A 19968-nucleotide genomic window follows, 5' to 3' on the forward strand; every position below is an offset into this window, starting at 1 on the left:
CCCGAACCGACCCGACTCCACCCCATCCCATCGAGAATCAGCAAAGCATCATGAAAGTCTTCGTCACGGGGCATCGCGGCTTCATCGGATCCCACCTGGTCGACCTGCTCAAGCAGGAGGGCCACACCGTCGTCGGCTGCGACGTCCGCCTGTTCGAGGGCTGCGAGTGGGAGCCGATCGTCCCGGCCGACGTCGACCTCGTCAAGGACGTCCGCAAGGTCGAGCACTCCGACCTGAAGGGTTGCGACGCGGTCATGCACCTCGCAGCCATCTCCAACGACCCCATGGGCGAGCTGAACGCCCAGCTCACCTACGACGTCAACCGCGACGCCTCCATCCGCCTCGCCCAGATCGCCAAGGAGGCCGGCGTCCCCCGCTACCTCTTCGCCGGCAGCTGCTCGGTCTACGGCCAGGGCGAGAAGCTCGACCTCGACGAGGGGGACCCGCTCAACCCCCTGACCGCCTACGCCAAGTCCAAGATCGAGACCGAGCAGGAGGTCTCCAAGCTCGCCGACGACTCCTTCACCCCGGTCTACCTCCGCAACTCCACCGCCTACGGCCACTCGCCCGTCCTGCGGATCGACCTGGTGGTCAACAACCTCCTCGGCTCGGCCCTCTCCTACGGCGAGATCCGGATCCAGTCGGACGGCTCCCCCTGGCGCCCTTTGATCCACTGCCGCGACATCGCCCACGCCTTCGTCGCCCTGGCGAACGCCCCCAAGGAAGTCGTCCACAACAAGGCGATCAACGTCGGCGCCAACAGCGAGAACTACCAGGTCAAGGACGTCGGCGACCAGGTGCAGCGGCTCGTCCCCGACGCCAAGGTCGCGTACACCGGCGAGGTCGGCCACGACCCGCGCAACTACCGCGTCAACTTCGACCTGCTCTACTCGCTCCTGCCCGACTTCAAGCTGGAGTACAACCTCGCCAGCGGCATGGAGGAGCTCCACCGCAAGATGGTCGAGCACGGCTTCTCCAAGGCCGATTTCGAAGGCGACCAGTTCGTCCGCCTCCGCACCCTGAAGGGCCGCATGGACCGCCTGGCCTGACCCCGATCCGACCCCGCGACGCGACCACGACCACCCCGAGAGCAAAGCCCCCCATGATCTTCACCGAGACGCCCATCCCGGGCGCGTTCCTGATCGACCTCGAGAAGCGCGGCGACGACCGCGGGTTCTTCGCCCGGGCCTTCTGCGAGAAGGAGTTCGCCAAGGCCGGGCTGGTCGACCGCTTCGTCCAGATCAACAACTCGCTGAGCGCCCAGAAGGGGACGCTCCGGGGCATGCACTACCAGCTCGCCCCCGCGGCCGAGACCAAGGTCGTGCGCTGCATCCGGGGCTCGCTCTTCGACGTGATCCTGGACCTGCGCCAGGACTCGCCGACCTTCGGCAAGAGCTACGGCGCCGAGCTGTCGGCCGAGAACCGGCGGATGATGTACGTCCCCAAGGGCTTCGGCCACGGCTTCATCACCCTGGCCGACGACACCGAGGCGTTCTACTTCGTCGACGAGTTCTACTCGCCGGCCCACGAGCGCGGCGTCCGCTGGAACGACCCCAAGTTCGCCATCGAATGGCCGATCGCCCCGGTCGTGCTGTCCGACAAGGACGCCAACCAGCGCGACTTCGACCCCGCCTGGCACCTCACGGTCTAATCCGAGCCGACGACGAGTCATCACCCCATGAAGATCCTGTTCACCGGCGCCAGCTCGTTCACCGGCTACTGGTTCGTCCGCGAGCTGGCGGCGGCGGGCCACGCCGTCACGGCCGTCCTCCGCAAGAAGCCCGAGGATTACCCGGACGAGTCCCGCCGCGAGCGCGTCCGCCTGGCGCTCGCCGCCTGCACGCCGACCTTCGGGCCGTCGTTCGGCGACGACGCGTTCCTCAACCTCCTGCGCGAGGGGGGCTTCGACGCCCTCTGCCACCACGCGGCCGACGTCACCAACTACAAGAGCCCGGACTTCGACGCCGTGGGCGCCGCCGCCAACAACGCCCACAACCTGCCGGCCGTGCTCGCGGCCTTCAAGCAGGCGGGCGGGCGTCGCGTCGTCCTCACCGGCTCCGTCTTCGAGGGCGGCGAAGGGGCCGGCTCGGACGGCCTCCCCGACTTCTCCCCCTACGGCCTGTCCAAGCGGCTCACGGCCGAGGCCTTCAAGTTCTACTGCCGCCGCGACGGCCTCTCGCTGGGGAAGTTCGTCATCCCCAACCCGTTCGGCGCCTATGAGGAGCCCCGGTTCACCGGCTACCTCATGAAGAACTGGCTGGCCGGCAAGAAGGCCGCGTGCTCCAGCCCGTCCTACGTCCGCGACAACATCCCGGTCTCCTTGCTGGCCAAGGCGTACGCCTCGTTCGTCTCCAACCTGCCCGAGGCCCCGGGCTTCGCGAAGCTCGGCCCGGTGGGTTACGCCGAGAGCCAGGGGACCTTCACCCTCCGCCTCGCCGAGGAGATGCGCAAGCGCCTGAATCTCCCCTGCGAGGTCGACCTCCTCAAGCAGGTCGACTTCCCCGAGCCCCGCGTCCGGATCAACGTCGACGTCCTCGACCACGACGCCCTCGGCTGGGACGAGTCCGCCGCCTGGGACTCCATGGCCGAGTTCTACCTGGCCGCCCGCCAGAGCTGACCCCCCACACTTCGAACTTCGGCGGGGCGATCACCCGCGAATCGCCAGGATCGCCCCGTCGAGGTCGTCGCTCCGATCGAGCGGCGACGGCTCGCCCGATCCGTTCTCGGCCTCGCGATCGCAACGCAGTGCTTCCAGGACGGGGAGGGCGGCTGCGGCTGTGGGCCCGATTCCGGCCAGAGCCCGGAACACGGCCTTGGGCCAGTCGTCGTTATCCTCCCTCCCGTTCTGAAGCTGTCGCAGGTAGCCTTCGAGATAGGCGACCAGGCGAGGGACGGCCGCCGCCCCCTCGGGCCCGAGCGCGGCGAGCGTGTGGCAGATCCGTCCATAGGCGCCGTTGTACGTCCAGTCGGGGTCGTATTCCTCGAACGAGTCCATCGCCTCGATCAGGACCGGGACGACGTGTGAGGCGAAGCGCGGGAAGAAGCGGAGGGCCGTGAGGCCCTGCCCACGCTCGTACATGGTCCCATCGCTCCGTCCGTCCGGGCCGGATGGGTCGGCGATCCATCGAGGTGGCTTGCACGAGGCCATTTCGAGGAGGCGTCCCAGGGCGTCCTCGCGGCCGCGGCCGACCGACCCGAGGGCCTCGGTGACGTGGTAGCTCGGTCCCTCGTCCGAACGGGTCAGCTCGATGAGGAGTTCCACGGCCTCGTCGAGGCGGCCGGCGAGCGCGGGGCCGGCGTGGTACAGGCACGCGGCCACATGGAATTGCAAGGGGGCGGTCCCCGACCGGAGCCGGCCCAGGAGCGCGGCGACCACCGCCGGGTCGTCCCGGCCGATCGATCCCAGGGCCGCGGCCCCCTTGAAACCGTGGGATTCGCCGCAGGCGTCCAGATCGTCGATCAGCGAGGGGGCGAACTCGATCGCCGGGGGGCCGATGCGACGCAGCACGTCCAGGTTCCGCCAAGCGCGGAGGGCCGGCCGATCGACCAGCAGGGCCGCGTCCACGGCCCCCACCACCAGGTGCACGGCGAAGTCCGCCTGGTGGATCGCCTCGACGTCGTCGCGGCCGTCCAGGCTTGGGCAGAGCGCGACGGCGAGGCGGCGGTTCTCGGCCCGCCGATCCGGCGCGTCGCCGGCGTCGGCCAGGCGGCGGACGATCGCTTCGGCGACCTCGTCGCGCTCCGCGGCGGCCCGCTCGCGCGACTTGCGCCGGAAGCGACGCCATTCGTGCTGCTTCGCCAGGTCGGCGATGATCAGCCTGCGTGCGAAGCCCGCCAGGGGAAAGTCGCGTCCGGCGACGGCCTCCCGCACGGCCCGGCCGAATCGCTCGTTCTGGCCAGGGTTCCGGCCGTACTCATCCCAGTCCAGGTCGGCGAGATCCGTATGGGCGTACGGGACGCCGAACCACATGCCATAGAGGACGTCGCCGGCCCTGAGCCGGCTCCTCGGGTCGTCGGCGACGAGGTCCATCAGCCAGGCCGACAGGGGGCGGCCTTCGCGTTCGAACGAGAAGTCGGGGCGGAGCTTCGCCATCAGTTCGCCTCGCCGGGTGATCGCGATTCGGTTTCGGACTCGCCGCGCAGCGTGAGGATCGCCGCGTCCAGCGGGTCGTTGCGGTCGAAGGGTCTTGGCTCCTCGTCGTCGTAGCCTTCTCTGCGGAGCGTTTCCAGCATCGGGAGGGTCTCGGCGGCGGCGGGGCCGATCGCCGCCAGGACCTCGAAGACGTCGCTCGGCGGCGTGCGGTCCTCGACCGGCGCGCGCAGGCAGGCTTCCAGGAAGCCCAGCAGGCGGGGGAGCGCCGGGGCGGCCTCCGGGCCGAAGGCGGCGAGCGCCTCGCAGATTCGGCTGTGCTCGCCGCGATAGCCGCGATCCGGGTCGTACTCATCAAACGAATCGAGCGCGGCGACCAGCGCCGGGACGACGCGACTTGCGAAGCCGCGGAAATGCCGCAGGGCGTCGAGGGCGACGCCGCGCTCGTACTGGACGGCGTCGTAGCGACCCCCGAAGGCGTCCTCCGAGTCGATCCATCGCGGCGGTCGCGGGGCGGCGAGTTCGAGGATCTGGTTCAGGACGTCCTCGCGGTCGCGGCCGAGCGACGCGAGTGCCTCGATCGCGGCCAGGTTCACGTCGGGCTCCTGCGTCGCCTCCCTGAGTAGGCCGATCGCCGCGTCGAGCCGGCCCGCGAGGGGGGGCCCCGCCCAGGCCATGCACTCGGCCGCGCCAACGCGGACCGACCTGGAGCCCGACCGGAGCCGCTCCAGCAAGGCGTCCACCACGCCCGGTTCCTCGCGGCCGATCGAGCCCAGCGGCCGCGAGCCGTCGAAACCATGACGGTCGGCCTTCGCGTCGAGCCGGGCGAGCAATTCCGAAGCGAAGGACGCGGCCGCGGGGCCGATCCGCTCCAGGGCGTCGACCGCCTCGCGTTCGGTCGCCTCGTCCTCCAGCATGGCCCGAAGGCCGTCCCGGTCGGCCAGCAGGGCGGAACCCAGCGAACCGAAGACGAAGGCCGACGACACCCCCGCGGAGTTCATCGCCTCGGATCCGGCGTAAATGTCCTCCTGGGCCTTGCTGTCCCGATCGATGCTCGCGCAGAGCCAGCGCGCGAAGCGGCGGCCCGCCTGGGCCCGCTCCTCGTCGTCGCCGGCGGCCTGCATGCGGAGGACCAGCCGTTTCAGCCGCTCCTCGGGCTCCTTGTCGAGCTGCGCACTCGCCCGGGTGCACCGATCGAGCCAGTCGTGGGTGACCACGATCCGGTGGGCGATCACCCGCTGGACGAACTCGGTTCTCGGGAAATCCGGGGTGTCGACCGCCTCGCGTACGGCCTGCCGGAGCCGCTCATCCTGCGCGTCGATCCGACCGTGCTCCTCCCAGTCCAAATCGCTCAGGTCGGCGTGCACGTCGGGGAAGCCGTGCGACATGGCCTGGATCACCTCGCCCGCCTTCAGTCGGGTCGAAGCCTCGTCGGCGACGAGGTCGAGCATCCAGGCCGACAGGGGCCGGCCTTCGCGCTCGAACGAGAAGTCGGGGCGGATCTTGGCCATGGGACACCTCGCCGGGGCGGGGGCTGCGACGCTTCCGCGTTGCAGTCACGCGCCGTCGGGGCGAGGTTCGCGGGCGAGGCTCGCGCGGATCCGATCCAGGAGCTTGGCGGATTCGGTGATGGCGTCGTGACGCTCGCGGATGCGGGCGGCGCCGCGACGGCCCATGGCGCCGAGCGTCTCCACCGGGGCGTCGAGCGCCTCGCGCATGGCTTCGGCGAGGGCGTCGACGGACGAGGGCGGCACGAGCCAGCCGTTCTCGCCGGGGCGGACCAATTCCGGGATGCCGGCGACCCAGGTCGTGATGACCGGCCGGCCCAGGGCCAGGGCCTCCATGATCACGACGGGGAGCCCCTCGGCGAAGCTGGGGAGGACCATCGCCCGATGGTTCTGGATCAGGTCCTTCACCTCGGGGCCCCCCTTCCAACCGAGGAGGCGGACCGCATCGCCGAGGCCGAGGCGGGCGATGAGGGCCTCGATCTCGCCCCGGAGGGGGCCGTCGCCGACGATTGTCAGCTCGAAGTCCACTCCTTGAGCCTTGAGCCTCCCGGCCGCCTCGATGAGGATCGGCAGCCCCTTCTGCTCGGCGAGCCTAGCCACGCAGATGAGCCGGCGCGCGGCCGGCGGCGGCGTGGGCTCGGCGTGCAGGAACGTCGGGTCGAGCCCGCAGTGGACGATCTGGAGCTTAGGCCACTGGTCGTAGTCGACCCATCGGCTGAGCTGGCTGCGGCCGAACTCGCTGACCGCCACGGCGAACGCCGAGCCCTTCACCTTCAGGTCGAGCGCCAGCGCGTGGGGCTTGTCGAACTCCTCCGGCCCGTGCGCCGTGAAGCTGTACGGCGGGCCGCCTAACGTCCGGCAGAGCAGGGCGACGGTCGTGGAGTTGGTCCCGAAATGCGCGTGGACGTGATCGGCCCTCGCCTCGTCCAGCCAGTCGACCAGCACGCAGGCCTCGGCCACATAGATGAGATGGCGGAGCGTCCCCTGGCCCGAGCTTCGGCCGCGACTACCCAGCGCGGCCGCCTGCCGAAGGGCCCGCACGAACCGGCCCGGCCGCGTGAACGCCGACCGGGCGAGCGCCTTCGCCAGGCCGAGGGCGCCTTGTTCCAGGACCGCCCGGGTCTTGAGGTCCTCGTCCCGGTCGTCGGGGTCGACGAGGGGGGTGCTCCAGCGCCGGAGCGTGAAGCGCGAGACGGGCCCGGCCTGGGCCTCGAGCCCGCGGATCTCGCGCCGGATGAAGCTGCCGCTGGTGGTCGGATACGTGTTCACGAGATAGGCGACGCGCGGCGGCGCGGCGTCGGGGGCGGCGGCGGGCGCGTCGGCCTCGATCGCTTGGGGCTCATTCACGTTCTCAGGGGACCTCCGAGGGGGCGGCGGCGGCGGGGGCTTCGCGATGCAGGAGGATCAGCGAGGCGGCGGCGGCGAGGTCGGCGGCGGCGAAGACCCGGCCGGGGTCGGCCGCCGTCGGCAGCTCGGCGAGCGTCGCGTTGGATCCGACGAGGATGCTCCGGCAGCCGGCGTTGAGCCCGGCCAAAACGTCGGTGATCTTGTCGCCCACCATCCAGGAGGACTCGAGATCGAGCCCCATCTCGCGGGCGGCGCCCAGGAGCATGCCGGGCGCCGGCTTGCGGTCCGGATCCTCGACCGAGAGGCGATCGCCTCGGGGGGGGGCGTGGGTGCTGTAGCGGATCGCGTCGAGCGCCGCGCCTTGCTCGGCGAGGAGTCGCTCCAGCTCGTCGTGGATCGCGCCCAGGCGGGCCTCGGTGATGATCCCCCTTCCGACGGCCGACTGGTTGGTCGCCAAAACCAGGACGAACCCCGCCCGGCGCAGCACGCCCATCGCCGCGGCCGCGCCGGGCAGCAGGCGGATCTCCGCCGGGTCGGCCAGGTAGGGGACGTCGACGATGATCGTATCGTCCCGGTCGAGGAAGACGGCGGGGCGGAGTTCCCGCGAGGGTCGCTCAACGCTCACGGGCGGGGGCCTCGCCGGGGGGGCGGCCGGTGATGCGGAGGGACTCGCGGAGCCGCATCCGGCCGAGGAACGCGGCGTTCCGGGCGTACCGCGAGGTCAGCCGGCGGGGCTCCTGGAGCATCCGGAAGACCCACTCCAGGCCCGTGCGCTGCATCCATCTCGGCGCGCGGGCGAACCGGCCGGCCGCGAACTCCAGCGAGGCGCCCACCTGGACGCTCACCGGCACGCCGATCCGGCGGTGGTTCTCGGCGATCCAGCGCTCCCCCTTGGGCTGGCCGAACGCGACCAACAGGATGTCGGGCCGGGCCTCGCGGATCTGGGCCAGCAGGGCCTCGTGCTCCTCGTCCGAGAGCTTGCGGAACGGGGGGCAGGCGGTGCCGGACACTTGGAGGCCGGGGTAGCGGGCGGTCAGGCTGGCGGCGGCCTCCTCGGCGACGCCCGGAGGGGCGCCCAGGAAGAACAGCCGCCGCCCCTTCCGCGCCGCGAGTTCGCAGAGGTGGAAGATCAGGTCCGCGCCGGCGACGCGCTCGGGCAGGGCCGCCGGCCGCTTCCGCGTCGCGCGGACGATCGGCGCCCCGTCGGCGACGATGAACGCGGCGCCGCGGTTGATCGCGGCGAGATCGGGATGCTCGTGAGTGAGCATCACGTAGTGGAGGTTCGCAGTGATGAAGTACGAGGGCTCGCCGCGCTCGATCAGAGCGTCGATCGCCGCGACCGATTCGTCCAGCGTCACCGGGGCGAAGGGGACGCCCCAGACCCATACGGCATCGGCCGCGTCCGGGATGGGGCCCGCCTCGGGCTTCAGGTCCACGTCCACGTTCACGAACGCCTCTGACGGGTGGCGACCAGGTCGATGGGTCGCGAGGCGGCCTCGGCCTCGGCGTCGTCCACCAGCCAGGAGAGGATCCACAGCTCCAGGCCCACGAGCACGAGGGCCAGGGGCATCATCAAGAAGCCCGACCAGTCGTGCGACCGCTGCCGGGCCAGCTCGCCCTCCATGTAGTAGTAGCACCAGCCGGTGGCGACGATCCGCGCGATGTTGCTGACCAGCGCGATGGGCAGGGCGCTCAGGAGGACGACGACCCGCTTCCATGTGGGCATCGGGATCAGGATGACCGTCGCCGTGACGGTGGCGGCCAGCGTCATGAGCATGGAGAGGCCGTTGCAGGCCATGGCGACTTCGAGCTGCTGCGGGCCCCTCGGCGTCGACAGGTTGATCACGTTGCCCGAGGGCACCACCCAGAGCCCGGTGAGCTGGAGCACGAAGCAGCTCCCTGCCGTGGCGATCCGCTGCAGCGGCAGCGAGACCGTCATGTTGAGCGACGGCGGCAGCGGCAGCATGAAGACGAGGAAGGCGATCGCCGGCCAGGCCCGCGAGAACAGGGCGGGGCCCCCCAGGGCGTAGACCACGCAGGCCGCGACGGGGATCAGGGTCGCCGTCTCGACCCAGTTCATCCCCCGCTCGTACGCGGCCGCCCGGGCCGCGAGGAGGAGGCCCAGCAGCGCCCAGGTCCCCCAGGAGGCGTGGTAGGGGGCCCATGCGTAGGGGCGGTCCACGAGCCGCCGCCAGAGGATGACACCCGCGATCGGCAGGACCAGGAACCCGTGCGAGTAGTTGGGCTCGTTGTTCCAGATCGTGACCAGCGAGAGCACGTTCGGGGCGTAGGCGAAGGCCAGCAGGCCCGCGCCCAGCAGCGCCGCCGGCAGCCAGGGCAGGTCCCGGCCCGACGCCGGCCCGGCGGGGCGGGAGGGGTCCGCCGGGGGGTTGTACATGGGGAGTTCGGACAAAGGAGTCCCCTTCGATGGGCGGCTTCAAGGTGGTGGAATCGAATCGGGAAGGCGGCGGGCGTCGGCCGCGATCCCCTCGGGGAAATCCTAGGTCGCGTCCGATCAGCCGGTGGAGGCCGGGTCGGGCGTGGCGCCCCCGGGCCGGCTGTAGGTGTAGCGGCCGTAGTACGAGTCCGAGGTCCGCATCCCGTTGATCACCGTCCCCAAGACGGGGATCCCGGCCAGGTCGAGCTGGCGGCGGGCCCGCTCCACCTGGGGCGCCCGGCTGACGTCGTACCGCGAAGCCAGGACGACGCCGTCGGTCCAGCGGCCCATGATCAGGGCGTCGGGGACCGGCAGGATCGGCGGGGTGTCGATGATGATCAGGTCGTAGAGCTGCCGGAGCCGGGCGATCAGCATCCCGAAGGCCCGCCCCTGGAAGACCCGGCTGGTGTCCGAGGTCGGGGTCCCGGCGCTCAGAAGGTGGAACGTCCCCCCCTGGACCGGGATGGCCAGGTCCTCGACGTTCAGCTCCTCGTTGGTCATCAAGTCGCTCAGGCCGGGCCCGTCGGCCACGTCGAGCAGCGTGCTGAGGGCGCCGCGGCGGAGGTCGGCGTCGATCAGCAGGGTCGAGTGGCCAGAGTGGCCGCAGCGGGCCGCGAGTTGGGCCGCCAGCGTCGTCTTCCCCTCGCCGCCGACGGCGCTGCTGATCAGCACGCAACGCCCCAGGCCGACCTCGGGATGGTCGCCGCAGACGGCGAACCGCAGGTGGTCCAGGCGCTGGATGAAGCGGTCGATCTGGTCGTCGTCGCCGGGCGCCCCCAGCCGCCGCTGAGAGCGACTCATGGGGATCGGCGGCAGGGCGTAGACCTCGGACTGGACCCGGGTCGAGAGCGAGTCGGGATCCCCCACCCGCTCGGCCCGGACCTCCAGCAGCGAGAAAATCCCCAGCACCAGCACCAGGATCCCCATCGGGGCCGCCGCCATGAGCTTGAGCCGCTTGCTGGACGACGGCGCCGAGGGTACTTTCGCGGGGTCCACCAGGGTCACCCGGACCATGCCACGGTCTGTCCGGAACTTCAAATCCTCGAGCCGGCGTCGGACAATCTGCTCGTTCGCTGTATAGCTGTCGATCTGCGCCTGCAGACGCTGCGCCTTGAAGGTGTCCGAATTCGAATTCTTGGTCTCGCCCTCGGCCTGCGCCAGCACGTCGACCAGGCTCTTCTGCTTGGTTTCCAGCGATTCCACCTCGGCGCGTAGCTCTTGAATCGACCGCGAAGTGCCTTCGACGCCCACGGGCGTCGGCGCTTGGCCGTCGGCCATCGCGAGGATGTCGTCCCGGATCGAGGCGTACCGGTTCTTCCAGAGTTCGTGGTGCTGATCCTGGAGCTTCTTCAGCTGGGCCTCGTGGGCCCGCTTCGAGGGATCGTTCGCCTTGCGGGCGTTCTTCTCGACGTGCGAGAGCCGGTCCTGAACCGAAAGAATCTCGTCGCGGAGGTCGGCCACCCCCGGGTCGGCGAGGAACACGGCCTTGATGCGCTCGGCCAGCTCGGCCTCGGACAGGGCCGGGACGCCAGCTGCGACCTCGGTCGCGCCGCCCTCCTGGAAGTCGGCCGTGCGCTGCTCCAGGAGGGTCTTGGCCTCGAAGAGCTGGACGCGGATTTCCAGCAGCTTGTCCTTATATTTCCGGTACTGCTCGATCGAGACGTCGCTCAGGCTCAGGTCCCTCAGCGCCTCCTCGGTCACGCCCACCCCCTTCGTCGCGGCCTCGACCGGTGCTTGCAGGTCCTTGACGGAGACCGTTCCCAGGTCCATCAGCTTGGCCAGCTCGACGGTCTTCTTCTCCCGCTCGTTGTCCAGCAACGTCAGGTAGTCCTCCATCTTCTTGAGCAGGTCTTTGTCGCCGGACGTAGACTGACGGGCCTGAAATTCTAAGTAAGCCGCGACCACGGCTCTGACGATCGCGGCGGCGGACTGGGCCTCGTTCAACTCCAGGGAGACCTGGATGAAGTACGTGTTCCTCGGGTTGAACACCGACAACCGTTCTTTGAGATCCGTGCGGGGCGACTGCGATTCCTTCACGAAGGGGAGTTCGGAGACTTCACCAAGGGCGTCGTCCAGCACCTGGTCGCTTTTCACCGAAGCGATTTCGGTCTCGATGTTCCGCTCGATCGATGAGGCGTTGCTGCTCCCGTTGCCGAATAGCTCCGGCTGTGTGGGGTCTACCCGGATCGTGCTATACGCGACGTAGGTCGGCTTCACTAGGGTGTAGATGAGGTACACCAGGGGGGCGGACGCCAGCAGCCAGAGGCCCAGGATCTTCCACCAGTTCCGGAGCAGGCCCCGGAGGATGCTGGTCGGGTTGACCTGCATCGTCGGCGCGCCCGCCGTCGCCAGCTCGCGCGAGCCGCCCCCGAAGCTCGGCGCGACGCGGGCGGGGGCCGCGAACCCGGGCCAGGGCGACCGAGCCGGCAATGTCGAATCGTGCCTGTCGGAAGTGTCCATCTGGTGGTTCTCAAGGGTGGTGAGGTCGCGGAAAGCCGCGCTCGACGTGGTCGCTCCGCCCGGCCGGTCGAGGCGACCGACGTGGTCCCCGAGGGGCTCAGGGCCGCCGTCGGATCCTGCGGCCGATCCGCCGCGCCTTGGGACCGTCCATCGTGAAACTGTAATCCAATGCGTTCGAGGCCGTCAAACGAAATCCAGGTGTTCGATTGCACACGCCTCCGCCTGGATGCGTGCTGGCGAATTTCTTCAAAAATCTAGCTTTCCCAACCTGGCTAAGTTCTCAGGGCGATGGAATTTCCAAGCCTGGCCCGTATGATTACGGTATGAGGGCCTGGCGTGTCATGGCGTTGCCGGGAAACGACGAACGGCTGCCGACCGGCGGGCGAAACGCGCGATCTTTCGGCCTCTGCGGCGGTGATTCGCCCCGATTGAGGATTTGCGGGCTACATTTGCGGTGAACCGGCCGATCGACCTCCTAGGAGGCTCGTCGCGCGGGGCGACCGACAGGGCGACCCGCCACGGCTCACGTCCGACGCGATCCACTCGACCCGGCGGGGCGTGCGGCCCTCGGGTCCCAAGAATTGGGAAGGAGCGACGCCATGATCGCTCAGATTCTGGCGACGAGGCGTGCGAACGCCCCCGAGTCGTATCGCGAGCCGGTCGAGGAGCCCACTCGCGGGCTCGAACTGGCGGCTCGTGTGGTCCAGATCGCCCTGGCGATCGCCCTGCTGCCGGCCCTGGCGGCCATGCTCGTCGTGGGCGGCGTCGGGGCGGCGGCTTACGGATTGTCGACGGTGGTCGCTCGCGCGGCCGGCTGGGAGGGGGGGCCGGATCCGAACGGCTCTCCGGAAGAGTTCCAAACGCCCTGAACGCGATTACTCGGCCGAGGCGACCGCGGGGGCGACGGCCGACGGGCCGGCCTTGAGCCGGGTCTCGATCTCGGTCACCAGCGCGGCGAGGAGGTCGTGGCAGCTCTTGTCGATCGTCCGAGCATCCTTGACCTGGCGTTCGATCTGGATCTTGAACATCCCCGGATGGCTGCGGAATCGCTTCCAGTGCATGCCCATATCCGGGGTCCATTCGCCGGCGTTCCGGAACGAGTAATACACGTCGTGGTAGGATGAGCCGCCGCCCTGGAAGAGGCCGTAGACGGCCTGCCGGAAGGGGACGGCGGCGGCGGGCTCCGCGAGGGCGATGGAGATGTCGCGCGGGTCCGCCACGGTCTTGTAGCCGGTGGCTAGATAGCAGATCTCGGGCGTATGGCCCCAGACCAGCGGTGCCAGGCCGTAGAGGACGAGGACCGAGGCCTTCTCGCCCGTCTCCGCATTCTCGTAGGTCCGCACGACGTGATCGCTCGACCCGGCGATCCGGGCGATCTGCGGGTCCAGGACGGTCTCCGCCCCTTCGACCATCCGCCAGCCGCCGAGGACCGTGGGAAGGTCCTTGAGCGGGAACGGCGCGATCTTGCTCTGGTCCTCGATCGCCTGGAACTGGAGGTCGCGGCCGTAGCGGATCAGGCCGGAGGCTCCCAGGAGGATACCGATCATCACGACCCAGCGGAGGTCGAACTTCGCGGCGGGGCGGGGCGTCGGCGGGGTGGGGCGTCGCGTCTCGGCGTCCGGGAGCGTCGCGGCCGGCTGGTCGATCAAGGCGTTCTCCATGGACGCGGTCCTCGGTGCCCGGCGACGGTCGCGGCGCGGACCGATTCGGCCCGGCGCGACCGCCTCTGGCGATTATGCCATGCCCGGAATCGGCCCATCAAGGCCGCATGGACGGGAATGTCGCGAAAGTTTATAGAAAACATCTAGGTCCGCGACGGGGCGGCGTCCACTCGCCATCCCCCCTGGCGGCCGAACTGGTCGCGGGGCGGCCCTCATGTTAACCTGGCGCTCGTCGGGGCTTCGGCACGCCTCGGCCCGCGAAGAGGGATCGCAACGGGGACGAGCATGACGGCCATCCTGGGTATCTCGGCGTTCTACCACGACAGCGCGGCCGCCCTGGTGGTGGACGGCCGGATCGCGGCCGCCGCCCAGGAGGAGCGGTTCACGCGCGTCAAGCACGACGCGGCGTTCCCCTCGCGGGCGGTCGCCTACTGCCTGGAGGAGGCCGGCCTCACCGCGGCCGACGTCGACTACGTCGCCTTCTACGACAAGCCGCTCACGAAGTTCGAACGCCTCCTGGAAACCTACCTGGCCTACGCCCCCTCGGGCTTCCAGAGCTTCCGCCTGGCGATCCCGCTCTGGCTGAAGGACAAGCTCCACATGCGGCGGATGATCCGCCGGGAGCTGGGCGACGGCAGCCGCGCCCGCCTGGTCTTCACCGACCACCACGAGAGCCACGCCGCCAGCGCCTTCTTCCCCAGCCCGTTCGACCGCGCCGCGATCCTCACGCTCGACGGCGTCGGCGAGTGGAGCACCACGACCCTGGGGGTGGGCGAGGGCTCGCGGATCGAGCTGCTCGACCACATCGCCTTCCCGCACTCGCTGGGGCTGCTCTACTCGGCCTTCACCTATTACTGCGGCTTCCGGGTCAACAGCGGCGAATACAAGTTGATGGGCCTGGCGCCCTACGGCCGGCCGATCTACAAGGATGCGATCCTCGAACGGCTGATGGACCTCAAGCCCGACGGCTCGTTCTGGCTGGACATGGACTACTTCCAGTACTGCCAGGGCCTGACGATGACCGGCGACCGCTTCCACGAGCTGTTCGGCGGGCCGCCTCGCCCCCCCGAATCGAACCTCGAACAGCGCCACATGGACCTGGCCGCGAGCATCCAGTGGGTGACCGAGGAGGTGGTCCTGCGGATCGGCCGCGAGGCGGCGCGGAAGACCGGCGCGAAGGACCTCGTCATGGCCGGCGGCGTGGCGCTCAACTGCGTCGCCAACGGCCGGCTGCTCCGCGAGGGGCCGTTCGACGACGTCTGGATCCAGCCCGCGGCCGGCGACGCCGGCGGCGCCCTCGGCGCGGCTCTCTTCGTCTGGCACCAGCTCCTGGAGAAGCCCCGCGACCCGCGGGGGCGGGACTCCCAGCGCGGCAGCTTCCTCGGACCTCGCTTCACCAACGACGAGATCGGCCGGTTCCTGGCGGGGAAGGGGGTGGACGCCTCGCCTTGCGAGACCGAGGCCGAGCTGGACGAGCAGGTCGCCTCGATCCTGGCCGAGGGGAAGATCGTCGGCTGGTTCCAGGGCCGCATGGAGTTCGGCCCCCGCTCGCTGGGGGGGCGGAGCATCATCGGCGACCCCCGATCGCCGGCCATGCAGGCGACGATGAACCTCAAGATCAAGTTCCGCGAGAGCTTCCGCCCGTTCGCCCCGGCCGTCCTCCGCGACCGCGCGTCCGACTGGTTCGACATCGACCCGAAGCACGAGAGCCCGTACATGCTCCTCGTCGCGCCCGTCCGCGAGGACAAGCGCACGCCGGTCGACGCCGAGCTGTTGAAGACCATGCAGGAGGACCCGGACCTCCGTCGCCGCGTCAACGTCGTCCGCTCCGAGGTCCCGGCCGTCACCCACGTCGACTACAGCGCCCGGCTCCAGACCGTCGACGAGGAGCGCAACCCCCGGTTCGCGCGGCTGATCGAGGCCTTCGAGCGCCAGACCGGCTGCCCGATCCTGGTGAACACCAGCTTCAACGTCCGGGGCGAGCCGATCGTCTGCACCCCCGAGGACGCCTACCGCTGCTTCCTGGCGACCGACATGGACGCCCTGGTCCTCGAGGACTACGTGATCCTCAAGGACGACGCCGCGCGCGAGGCCGGCGCGAGCGTCCGCGAACGCTACCTCTCCCAGTTCCAGCTCGACTGACGCCCGAGGACGCCCGCACATGCAGTGGTCCGACGTCCAATTCGACCCGACCGCGAAGACCCTGCGGCAGTTCGCCGCGATCTGGCTGGTCTTCTTCGGCGCGATCGCGCTCTACCAGGGCCTCTACCGCGGCCACGAGACCGCCGGGATGATCCTCGGCGGCGTCGCCCTGGCCGGAGGTTTGCTGGGGTTGGCCGCACCGAAGGCGCTGAAGCCGATCTACGTCGCCTGGATGGTGCTGGCGTTCCCGATCGGCTGGACGATCTCGCTCCTGATGCTGGGGCTCATGTACTACGGGCTGTTCACGCCGATCGCCCTGGTCTTCAAGCTGATCGGCCGCGACGCGCTGGAGCGGAGCCGTCGCCCGGAAGCCGCCACCTACTGGGCCCCCAAGGCGACCCCGACCGACCCTCGGCGTTACTTCAAGCAGTTCTGATAAGACTCGAAGGGCAGCCATGAGCGAGATCCCCCCCCGCACCGAGTTCGAGAAGGCCGCCGCCGAGCCCGAGGGCGAGAGCCTCGTCGCCGAGTTCTGGGCGTTCCTCAAGCAGAACAAGAAGTGGTGGCTGCTGCCGATCGTGGTCGTGATGCTCCTGCTGGGCGTCCTGATCTTCCTCTCCACCACGGCCGCCGCTCCGTTCATCTACACGCTGTTCTGAGGACCTTGGCGGAGCGGAGCCGATGTCCGAAGCCGTCGACCACCCGCCCTTCGGGCGGCTCTATCGCGACGCGGGCGGATCGGGGCTGGTGACGTTCCGCCGGTTCCCCTTCCTGCGGCCCTTCTGGTATCCGGACCCCGACGCGGCCGTCGCGCTCCTCGACGAGCCCGAGCGGCGGTGGGTCCGGGACTGGGAGCGGTGCGGGTCGTCCCTGGCCCGCGTCCGCCGCCATAGCGACGTCCATTGCGCCCTCCAGGCCCTGGGGGTCTACGCGGTGGCCGTCGACGTCGAGAAGGGGGCCGGACCCTCCCCCGCTCAGTCGGAGACGTACCGAAGGTTCGTGGACCGCGAGGAGGTCGTCTGCCGGAACGCCTGCAACGCCCTCCTGCGGTACTACCGCCACGCCCGCGCGAGGGTCTCCGTATGGTTCGAGGGCGAGGAATACCCCGAGGGCCGCACGGCCGAGGAACTGGGCCCCTAGGTCTCGTTCGACGGCGTCGCCATCCACGCCGTCGAGTCGCGCGGGCTCTGCCCGGTGGGGCTGGGTTGGGAGCCCGCCTGGGACCGAGAGCACAAGCTCGAGATGGTCCTTTACAGAGACCAAGTTCTGGAGATCGGCCCGGCCTGCGGCGGCCTGCTTCTGCTGAGCCCCGAGGAGTACCTGACGGCTCCGGATTTGCTCTGGGGACCGGCCGAACTGAACGACTCCGAGCGCTCGGCCCTGGGCGTTTTTCTGGAAGGGTACGGGCTGGGGTCACGCTACGGCGATTGACCGAAGGCTGGGGAGGCACGGCGAGATGCCGACCGAACGCGAGAAGATGCTGGCGGGCGCGATGTACGACCCCTTCGACGCCGACCTGGTCGCCGGGCGCGATCGCGCCCGCGACCTTTGCCAGGCGCTCAACGCCACTCGCGAGGCCCAGGTCGACGAGCGCCGGCGGATCCTCCGCGAGCTGTTCGGCGCGGGGGGCGATTCGGTCTGGATGCAGCCGCCGTTCTACTGCGACTACGGGGCCAACATCCTGCTGGGCGAGCGGGTCTTCTTCAACTTCAACTGCGTGGTGCTCGACGTCGCCCAGGTCAAGATCGGCGACTTCACGCTGTTCGGCCCCTCGGTGCAGATCTACACGGCCATGCACCCGATGAACGCCGCCGAGCGTCGCCTGCACGAGTACGCCAAGACGATCGAGATCGGCGCCGACGTCTGGGTCGGCGGCGCGGCGGTGATCTGCCCCGGGGTCAGGATCGGCTCGCGATCCGTCATCGGCGCGGGCAGCGTCGTCACCCGCGACGTGCCCGAGGGGGTGTTCGCCGCCGGCAACCCTTGCCGGGTGATCCGCGAGATCACGGAGTGACCGCGAGCCCTCAGGCGGTCTCCTCGGCCATCGCCCAGAGCGCCTCGATCGTCCGCCAGTTCCGCATGGTCATCGGCACGCCGCCCGCCTTTTCCATCCCCTCGGCGAACTTCGACCGGCCCAGGCCGTCGGGGGCGTGGAGGTAGACAACGTCCCCTCGGATCTCGAACGCCTCCGGGCCTTTCGCCTTCGCCAGCAAGGCGGCCAGGCCTTTCGCGTCCGGCTGGCCGAGGCAGACGCCGACGTGGACCGACTTCGGGTCTTCCTCGGCGGCCTCGGCGTAGGGGTTGCCGTCCACGATCTCGATCCAGCGCGAGGCCTCGACGAGCATGACCCGCGCCGAGAAATTGAAGGCCCGCGCGAACCCCACCGCGCAGGCCTTGGCCAGGTCCTCGGCGGGCTCGTCGCTGGCGAAGACGATGTTGCCGCTCTGGATGTAGTTCTTCACGCCCCGATGCCCGAGTCCCTCGTGCATCGCGCGCAGGGCTTCCATCTTGACCGTCGTCTTGCCGCCGACGTTCAGGCCGCGATATAGGGCGATGTAGACGGGCATGCGCGGAGTCTCTCGACCGTATCATGAATCCCTTCCCCCCTCGCGGGGGAAGGTGGCCCGAAGGGCCGGATGAGGGGGAAGACGAGCACGAACGCCGCGCGGAGGGACGGGCCGGCCTGCCGTCGCTTCGTCCGAGCGTCCGACCTGCCGGCTCCCCTCATCCCCTGATGGGCATGCCGGATTACTTCGCCTTCCCCTGGGCGGCGACGGCGGCGGCCTTGGCGGCGATCTCGGCCTGGTCGCCCAGGTAGTAGCTCTTGATCGGCTTCAGGTCGTCGTCCAGCTCGTAGACGAGCGGGATGCCGGTGGGGATGTTGAGGCCGACGATGTCCTCGTCGGAGATCCCGTCGAGGTACTTCACCAGCGCCCGGAGGCTGTTGCCGTGGGCGGCGATGACGACCTTCTTGCCCGCCTTCACGGCCGGGGCGATCGTGTCGTTCCAGTACGGCAGGACCCGGGCGACGGTGTCCTTGAGGCACTCGGTCTTGGGGATCTCGGCCGAGGTCAGGTCGGCGTAGCGGGGGTCGGACCCGGGGTAGCGGGGGTCGGACTCCTCCAGGGCGGGCGGGGGCGTGTCGTAGCTGCGACGCCAGATGAGGACCTGCTCGTCGCCGTACTTGGCGGCGGTCTGGGCCTTGTTCAGCCCCTGAAGCGCGCCGTAATGCCGCTCGTTCAGCTTCCAGGACTTCTCGACGGGGATCCAGAGCAGGTCCAGCTCGTCGAGCGCCATGTTGAGGGTGCGGATGGCCCGCTTGAGGACCGAGGTGAACGCCACGTCGAACGTGAACCCCTCCGCCTTCAGCAGCTCGCCCGCCTTCTTGGCCTCGACCTTCCCCTGGTCCGAGAGGTCGACGTCGTACCAGCCCGTGAACAGGTTCTCTTTGTTCCAGATGCTCTCGCCATGACGCAGCAGCACGATCTTCGGCATCATTCCTCCTCGATAGGGATCCGGCGGCGCGGGCCGCATCGGCCCATTGTCCCTTCCGCCGGTGGCGCGGTCAACGCGGCGCGGGGTCGACCGGCCCGGACTCCCGACGGTCGCGTCCGCCTCGACGTGGGGCGGGAGCCCGAACGCCGACGGGCTTATTTCAGCGCGTCTCGATATTTCAGGTAGGGGTCGTCGGCGGCCTTCTCCTGGTCGAGCGATTCCTTGGAAGTGATCATGAGAAATCCCCCCTCGGCCTTCCAGGCCAGCCCGAGGGGGTCGAGGATCCTCCGCAAGTCTTCGCCCAAGGTCGGCTCGTCCTCGGGCGTCGGCCGCTTGACGGGCGACCGCATCGTCGCGTCCGCCTCCGACAGCCCGATCGGGTCGACGTAGATCGGCATACCGCCGGGCCGGATGGCCCCGGCGGTCCTGGTCTTGATCTGCTTCAACACGACTTCCAGCGGCGTATCCTCGGGATAGTCCAGGGCGAGCGGCCTGTCGAGTTGATCCAGGATCTTCTCCTGGCCGCGGTCTCGGTAGACGTCGAGGGCCATCCTCAGCCGGGCCTCGCGTCGCTGCTGGGCGGCCAGGGCGAAAGCGAGCGCGAAGATGACCACCAGCAGGATCAGCGTGCTGAATCTCCATCGCCGCATCGAGCCTTCCTCGCGCCTGGCCTGGGAAGCGATCCGAACAGTTCGTCCACTTTACCGGGGACGGGATCACGAAAAGACTCCTGGATTCGTCCCCGCCTCCGACCCGGTCGCAAGAGCCTGCTGGCGCCACGGATCCCCACCGGATCGGAGGCTCCCCGGCGTCGGGGCCTTCCCGCCC

The 19968-nt window shown here is 69.7% G+C and carries 20 protein-coding genes and 1 pseudogene; 10 read left to right on the forward strand and 11 right to left on the reverse strand.

Annotated elements, in window-relative coordinates; all coding sequences use genetic code 11:
• The first annotated feature begins 50 nt into the window (after positions 1 to 50).
• Genes G6O68_RS19395 through G6O68_RS19405 form a run of 3 tightly spaced genes read left to right on the forward strand, consistent with a single transcriptional unit; the run spans position 51 to position 2617 of the window.
• The gene (locus G6O68_RS19395) at positions 51 to 1049 is read left to right on the forward strand and encodes an NAD-dependent epimerase/dehydratase family protein (RefSeq protein WP_165250297.1); all 999 of its coding nucleotides are present in this window, start codon (positions 51 to 53) and stop codon (positions 1047 to 1049) included.
• Between the two features lie 53 nt (positions 1050 to 1102).
• Complete coding sequence (gene rfbC / locus G6O68_RS19400) at positions 1103 to 1651, forward strand: dTDP-4-dehydrorhamnose 3,5-epimerase (protein ID WP_165250298.1); 549 nt, start codon at positions 1103 to 1105, stop codon at positions 1649 to 1651.
• A gap of 27 nt (positions 1652 to 1678) precedes the next feature.
• Positions 1679 to 2617, forward strand: coding sequence for an NAD-dependent epimerase/dehydratase family protein (locus tag G6O68_RS19405; RefSeq protein WP_165250299.1), 939 nt, complete (start codon positions 1679 to 1681; stop codon positions 2615 to 2617).
• A gap of 30 nt (positions 2618 to 2647) precedes the next feature.
• On the opposite strand, the gene G6O68_RS19410 is transcribed toward G6O68_RS19405, so the two are convergent.
• The 7 genes from G6O68_RS19410 to G6O68_RS19440 form a co-directional block, all read right to left on the reverse strand.
• Positions 2648 to 4093 carry a hypothetical protein gene (locus G6O68_RS19410; protein WP_165250300.1) on the reverse strand — a complete coding sequence of 482 codons (1446 nt, stop codon included), beginning with the start codon at positions 4091 to 4093 and terminating at the stop codon, positions 2648 to 2650.
• Positions 4093 to 5601 carry a hypothetical protein gene (locus G6O68_RS19415; RefSeq protein ID WP_165250301.1) on the reverse strand — a complete coding sequence of 503 codons (1509 nt, stop codon included), beginning with the start codon at positions 5599 to 5601 and terminating at the stop codon, positions 4093 to 4095. The genes G6O68_RS19410 and G6O68_RS19415 overlap by 1 nt, the downstream gene beginning before the upstream one ends.
• A gap of 45 nt (positions 5602 to 5646) precedes the next feature.
• Positions 5647 to 6927, reverse strand: coding sequence for a glycosyltransferase family 4 protein (locus G6O68_RS19420; protein ID WP_165250382.1), 1281 nt, complete (start codon positions 6925 to 6927; stop codon positions 5647 to 5649).
• A 22-nt stretch (positions 6928 to 6949) separates the two neighbouring features.
• Positions 6950 to 7570 carry a D-glycero-alpha-D-manno-heptose-1,7-bisphosphate 7-phosphatase gene (locus tag G6O68_RS19425; RefSeq protein ID WP_165250302.1) on the reverse strand — a complete coding sequence of 207 codons (621 nt, stop codon included), beginning with the start codon at positions 7568 to 7570 and terminating at the stop codon, positions 6950 to 6952.
• Complete coding sequence (locus tag G6O68_RS19430) at positions 7560 to 8393, reverse strand: WecB/TagA/CpsF family glycosyltransferase (RefSeq protein WP_206108147.1); 834 nt, start codon at positions 8391 to 8393, stop codon at positions 7560 to 7562. The genes G6O68_RS19425 and G6O68_RS19430 overlap by 11 nt, the downstream gene beginning before the upstream one ends.
• A complete protein-coding gene (locus G6O68_RS19435; protein WP_165250303.1) occupies positions 8390 to 9358 on the reverse strand; it encodes an exosortase/archaeosortase family protein in 969 nt (322 codons plus the stop codon). Before G6O68_RS19435 ends, G6O68_RS19430 begins: the two co-directional genes overlap by 4 nt.
• Before the next feature lie 102 nt (positions 9359 to 9460).
• On the reverse strand, positions 9461 to 11842 hold the full coding sequence (locus tag G6O68_RS19440) for an exopolysaccharide transport family protein (protein ID WP_165250304.1): 2382 nt from the start codon (positions 11840 to 11842) through the stop codon (positions 9461 to 9463).
• A 599-nt stretch (positions 11843 to 12441) separates the two neighbouring features.
• On the opposite strand from G6O68_RS19440, the gene G6O68_RS19445 reads away from it, so the two are divergent.
• On the forward strand, positions 12442 to 12711 hold the full coding sequence (locus G6O68_RS19445; RefSeq protein WP_165250305.1) for a hypothetical protein: 270 nt from the start codon (positions 12442 to 12444) through the stop codon (positions 12709 to 12711).
• Between the two features lie 6 nt (positions 12712 to 12717).
• On the opposite strand, the gene G6O68_RS19450 is transcribed toward G6O68_RS19445, so the two are convergent.
• Positions 12718 to 13503 (reverse strand): exosortase-associated EpsI family protein, encoded by a 786-nt coding sequence (locus G6O68_RS19450; RefSeq protein ID WP_165250306.1) that lies wholly within the window; start codon positions 13501 to 13503, stop codon positions 12718 to 12720.
• A 285-nt stretch (positions 13504 to 13788) separates the two neighbouring features.
• On the opposite strand from G6O68_RS19450, the gene G6O68_RS19455 reads away from it, so the two are divergent.
• The 6 genes and pseudogenes from G6O68_RS19455 (at position 13789) to G6O68_RS19480 (ending at position 17659) form a co-directional block, all read left to right on the forward strand.
• Entirely contained in the window at positions 13789 to 15645 is a 1857-nt protein-coding gene (locus tag G6O68_RS19455) for a carbamoyltransferase family protein (protein ID WP_165250307.1), read from the forward strand.
• 19 nt (positions 15646 to 15664) lie between these two features.
• Complete coding sequence (locus G6O68_RS19460; RefSeq protein ID WP_165250308.1) at positions 15665 to 16081, forward strand: SxtJ family membrane protein; 417 nt, start codon at positions 15665 to 15667, stop codon at positions 16079 to 16081.
• A gap of 19 nt (positions 16082 to 16100) precedes the next feature.
• Entirely contained in the window at positions 16101 to 16304 is a 204-nt protein-coding gene (locus G6O68_RS19465) for a DUF5989 family protein (RefSeq protein ID WP_165250309.1), read from the forward strand.
• Positions 16305 to 16326: 22 nt separating this feature from the next.
• Entirely contained in the window at positions 16327 to 16785 is a 459-nt protein-coding gene (locus G6O68_RS19470) for a hypothetical protein (protein WP_165250310.1), read from the forward strand.
• Positions 16786 to 16797: 12 nt separating this feature from the next.
• Positions 16798 to 17076: pseudogene (locus tag G6O68_RS19475) on the forward strand (hypothetical protein); the annotation flags it as partial.
• A 25-nt stretch (positions 17077 to 17101) separates the two neighbouring features.
• Positions 17102 to 17659, forward strand: a complete 558-nt coding sequence (locus tag G6O68_RS19480) for a sugar O-acetyltransferase (protein ID WP_165250312.1) — start codon at positions 17102 to 17104, stop codon at positions 17657 to 17659.
• Between the two features lie 10 nt (positions 17660 to 17669).
• Here G6O68_RS19480 and G6O68_RS19485 read toward each other — a convergent pair whose 3' ends face one another.
• The 3 genes from G6O68_RS19485 to G6O68_RS19495 all read right to left on the reverse strand — a co-directional run bounded on the left by G6O68_RS19485 (position 17670) and on the right by G6O68_RS19495 (position 19790).
• Positions 17670 to 18212, reverse strand: a complete 543-nt coding sequence (locus G6O68_RS19485; RefSeq protein WP_165250313.1) for a DUF1697 domain-containing protein — start codon at positions 18210 to 18212, stop codon at positions 17670 to 17672.
• Between the two features lie 181 nt (positions 18213 to 18393).
• Positions 18394 to 19140 (reverse strand): 2,3-diphosphoglycerate-dependent phosphoglycerate mutase, encoded by a 747-nt coding sequence (gene gpmA, locus G6O68_RS19490; protein WP_165250384.1) that lies wholly within the window; start codon positions 19138 to 19140, stop codon positions 18394 to 18396.
• Positions 19141 to 19295: 155 nt separating this feature from the next.
• Complete coding sequence (locus G6O68_RS19495; RefSeq protein ID WP_165250314.1) at positions 19296 to 19790, reverse strand: hypothetical protein; 495 nt, start codon at positions 19788 to 19790, stop codon at positions 19296 to 19298.
• Positions 19791 to 19968 lie beyond the last annotated feature (178 nt).

It is taken from the genome of Paludisphaera soli, assembly GCF_011064595.1.
GTDB lineage: Bacteria > Planctomycetota > Planctomycetia > Isosphaerales > Isosphaeraceae > Paludisphaera > Paludisphaera soli.

What these genes read in the sequence shown, in the direction of transcription:
- G6O68_RS19395 (WP_165250297.1), top strand. Translation starts at nt 51, where the DNA reads ATGAAAGTCTTCGTCACGGGGCATCGCGGCTTCATCGGATCCCACCTG.
- rfbC (WP_165250298.1), top strand. Translation starts at nt 1,103, where the DNA reads ATGATCTTCACCGAGACGCCCATCCCGGGCGCGTTCCTGATCGACCTC.
- G6O68_RS19405 (WP_165250299.1), top strand. Translation starts at nt 1,679, where the DNA reads ATGAAGATCCTGTTCACCGGCGCCAGCTCGTTCACCGGCTACTGGTTC.
- G6O68_RS19410 (WP_165250300.1), bottom strand. Translation starts at nt 4,093, where the DNA reads ATGGCGAAGCTCCGCCCCGACTTCTCGTTCGAACGCGAAGGCCGCCCC.
- G6O68_RS19415 (WP_165250301.1), bottom strand. Translation starts at nt 5,601, where the DNA reads ATGGCCAAGATCCGCCCCGACTTCTCGTTCGAGCGCGAAGGCCGGCCC.
- G6O68_RS19440 (WP_165250304.1), bottom strand. Translation starts at nt 11,842, where the DNA reads ATGGACACTTCCGACAGGCACGATTCGACATTGCCGGCTCGGTCGCCC.
- G6O68_RS19445 (WP_165250305.1), top strand. Translation starts at nt 12,442, where the DNA reads ATGATCGCTCAGATTCTGGCGACGAGGCGTGCGAACGCCCCCGAGTCG.
- G6O68_RS19450 (WP_165250306.1), bottom strand. Translation starts at nt 13,503, where the DNA reads ATGGAGAACGCCTTGATCGACCAGCCGGCCGCGACGCTCCCGGACGCC.
- G6O68_RS19455 (WP_165250307.1), top strand. Translation starts at nt 13,789, where the DNA reads ATGACGGCCATCCTGGGTATCTCGGCGTTCTACCACGACAGCGCGGCC.
- G6O68_RS19460 (WP_165250308.1), top strand. Translation starts at nt 15,665, where the DNA reads ATGCAGTGGTCCGACGTCCAATTCGACCCGACCGCGAAGACCCTGCGG.
- G6O68_RS19465 (WP_165250309.1), top strand. Translation starts at nt 16,101, where the DNA reads ATGAGCGAGATCCCCCCCCGCACCGAGTTCGAGAAGGCCGCCGCCGAG.
- G6O68_RS19470 (WP_165250310.1), top strand. Translation starts at nt 16,327, where the DNA reads ATGTCCGAAGCCGTCGACCACCCGCCCTTCGGGCGGCTCTATCGCGAC.
- G6O68_RS19480 (WP_165250312.1), top strand. Translation starts at nt 17,102, where the DNA reads ATGCCGACCGAACGCGAGAAGATGCTGGCGGGCGCGATGTACGACCCC.
- G6O68_RS19485 (WP_165250313.1), bottom strand. Translation starts at nt 18,212, where the DNA reads ATGCCCGTCTACATCGCCCTATATCGCGGCCTGAACGTCGGCGGCAAG.
- gpmA (WP_165250384.1), bottom strand. Translation starts at nt 19,140, where the DNA reads ATGCCGAAGATCGTGCTGCTGCGTCATGGCGAGAGCATCTGGAACAAA.
- G6O68_RS19495 (WP_165250314.1), bottom strand. Translation starts at nt 19,790, where the DNA reads ATGCGGCGATGGAGATTCAGCACGCTGATCCTGCTGGTGGTCATCTTC.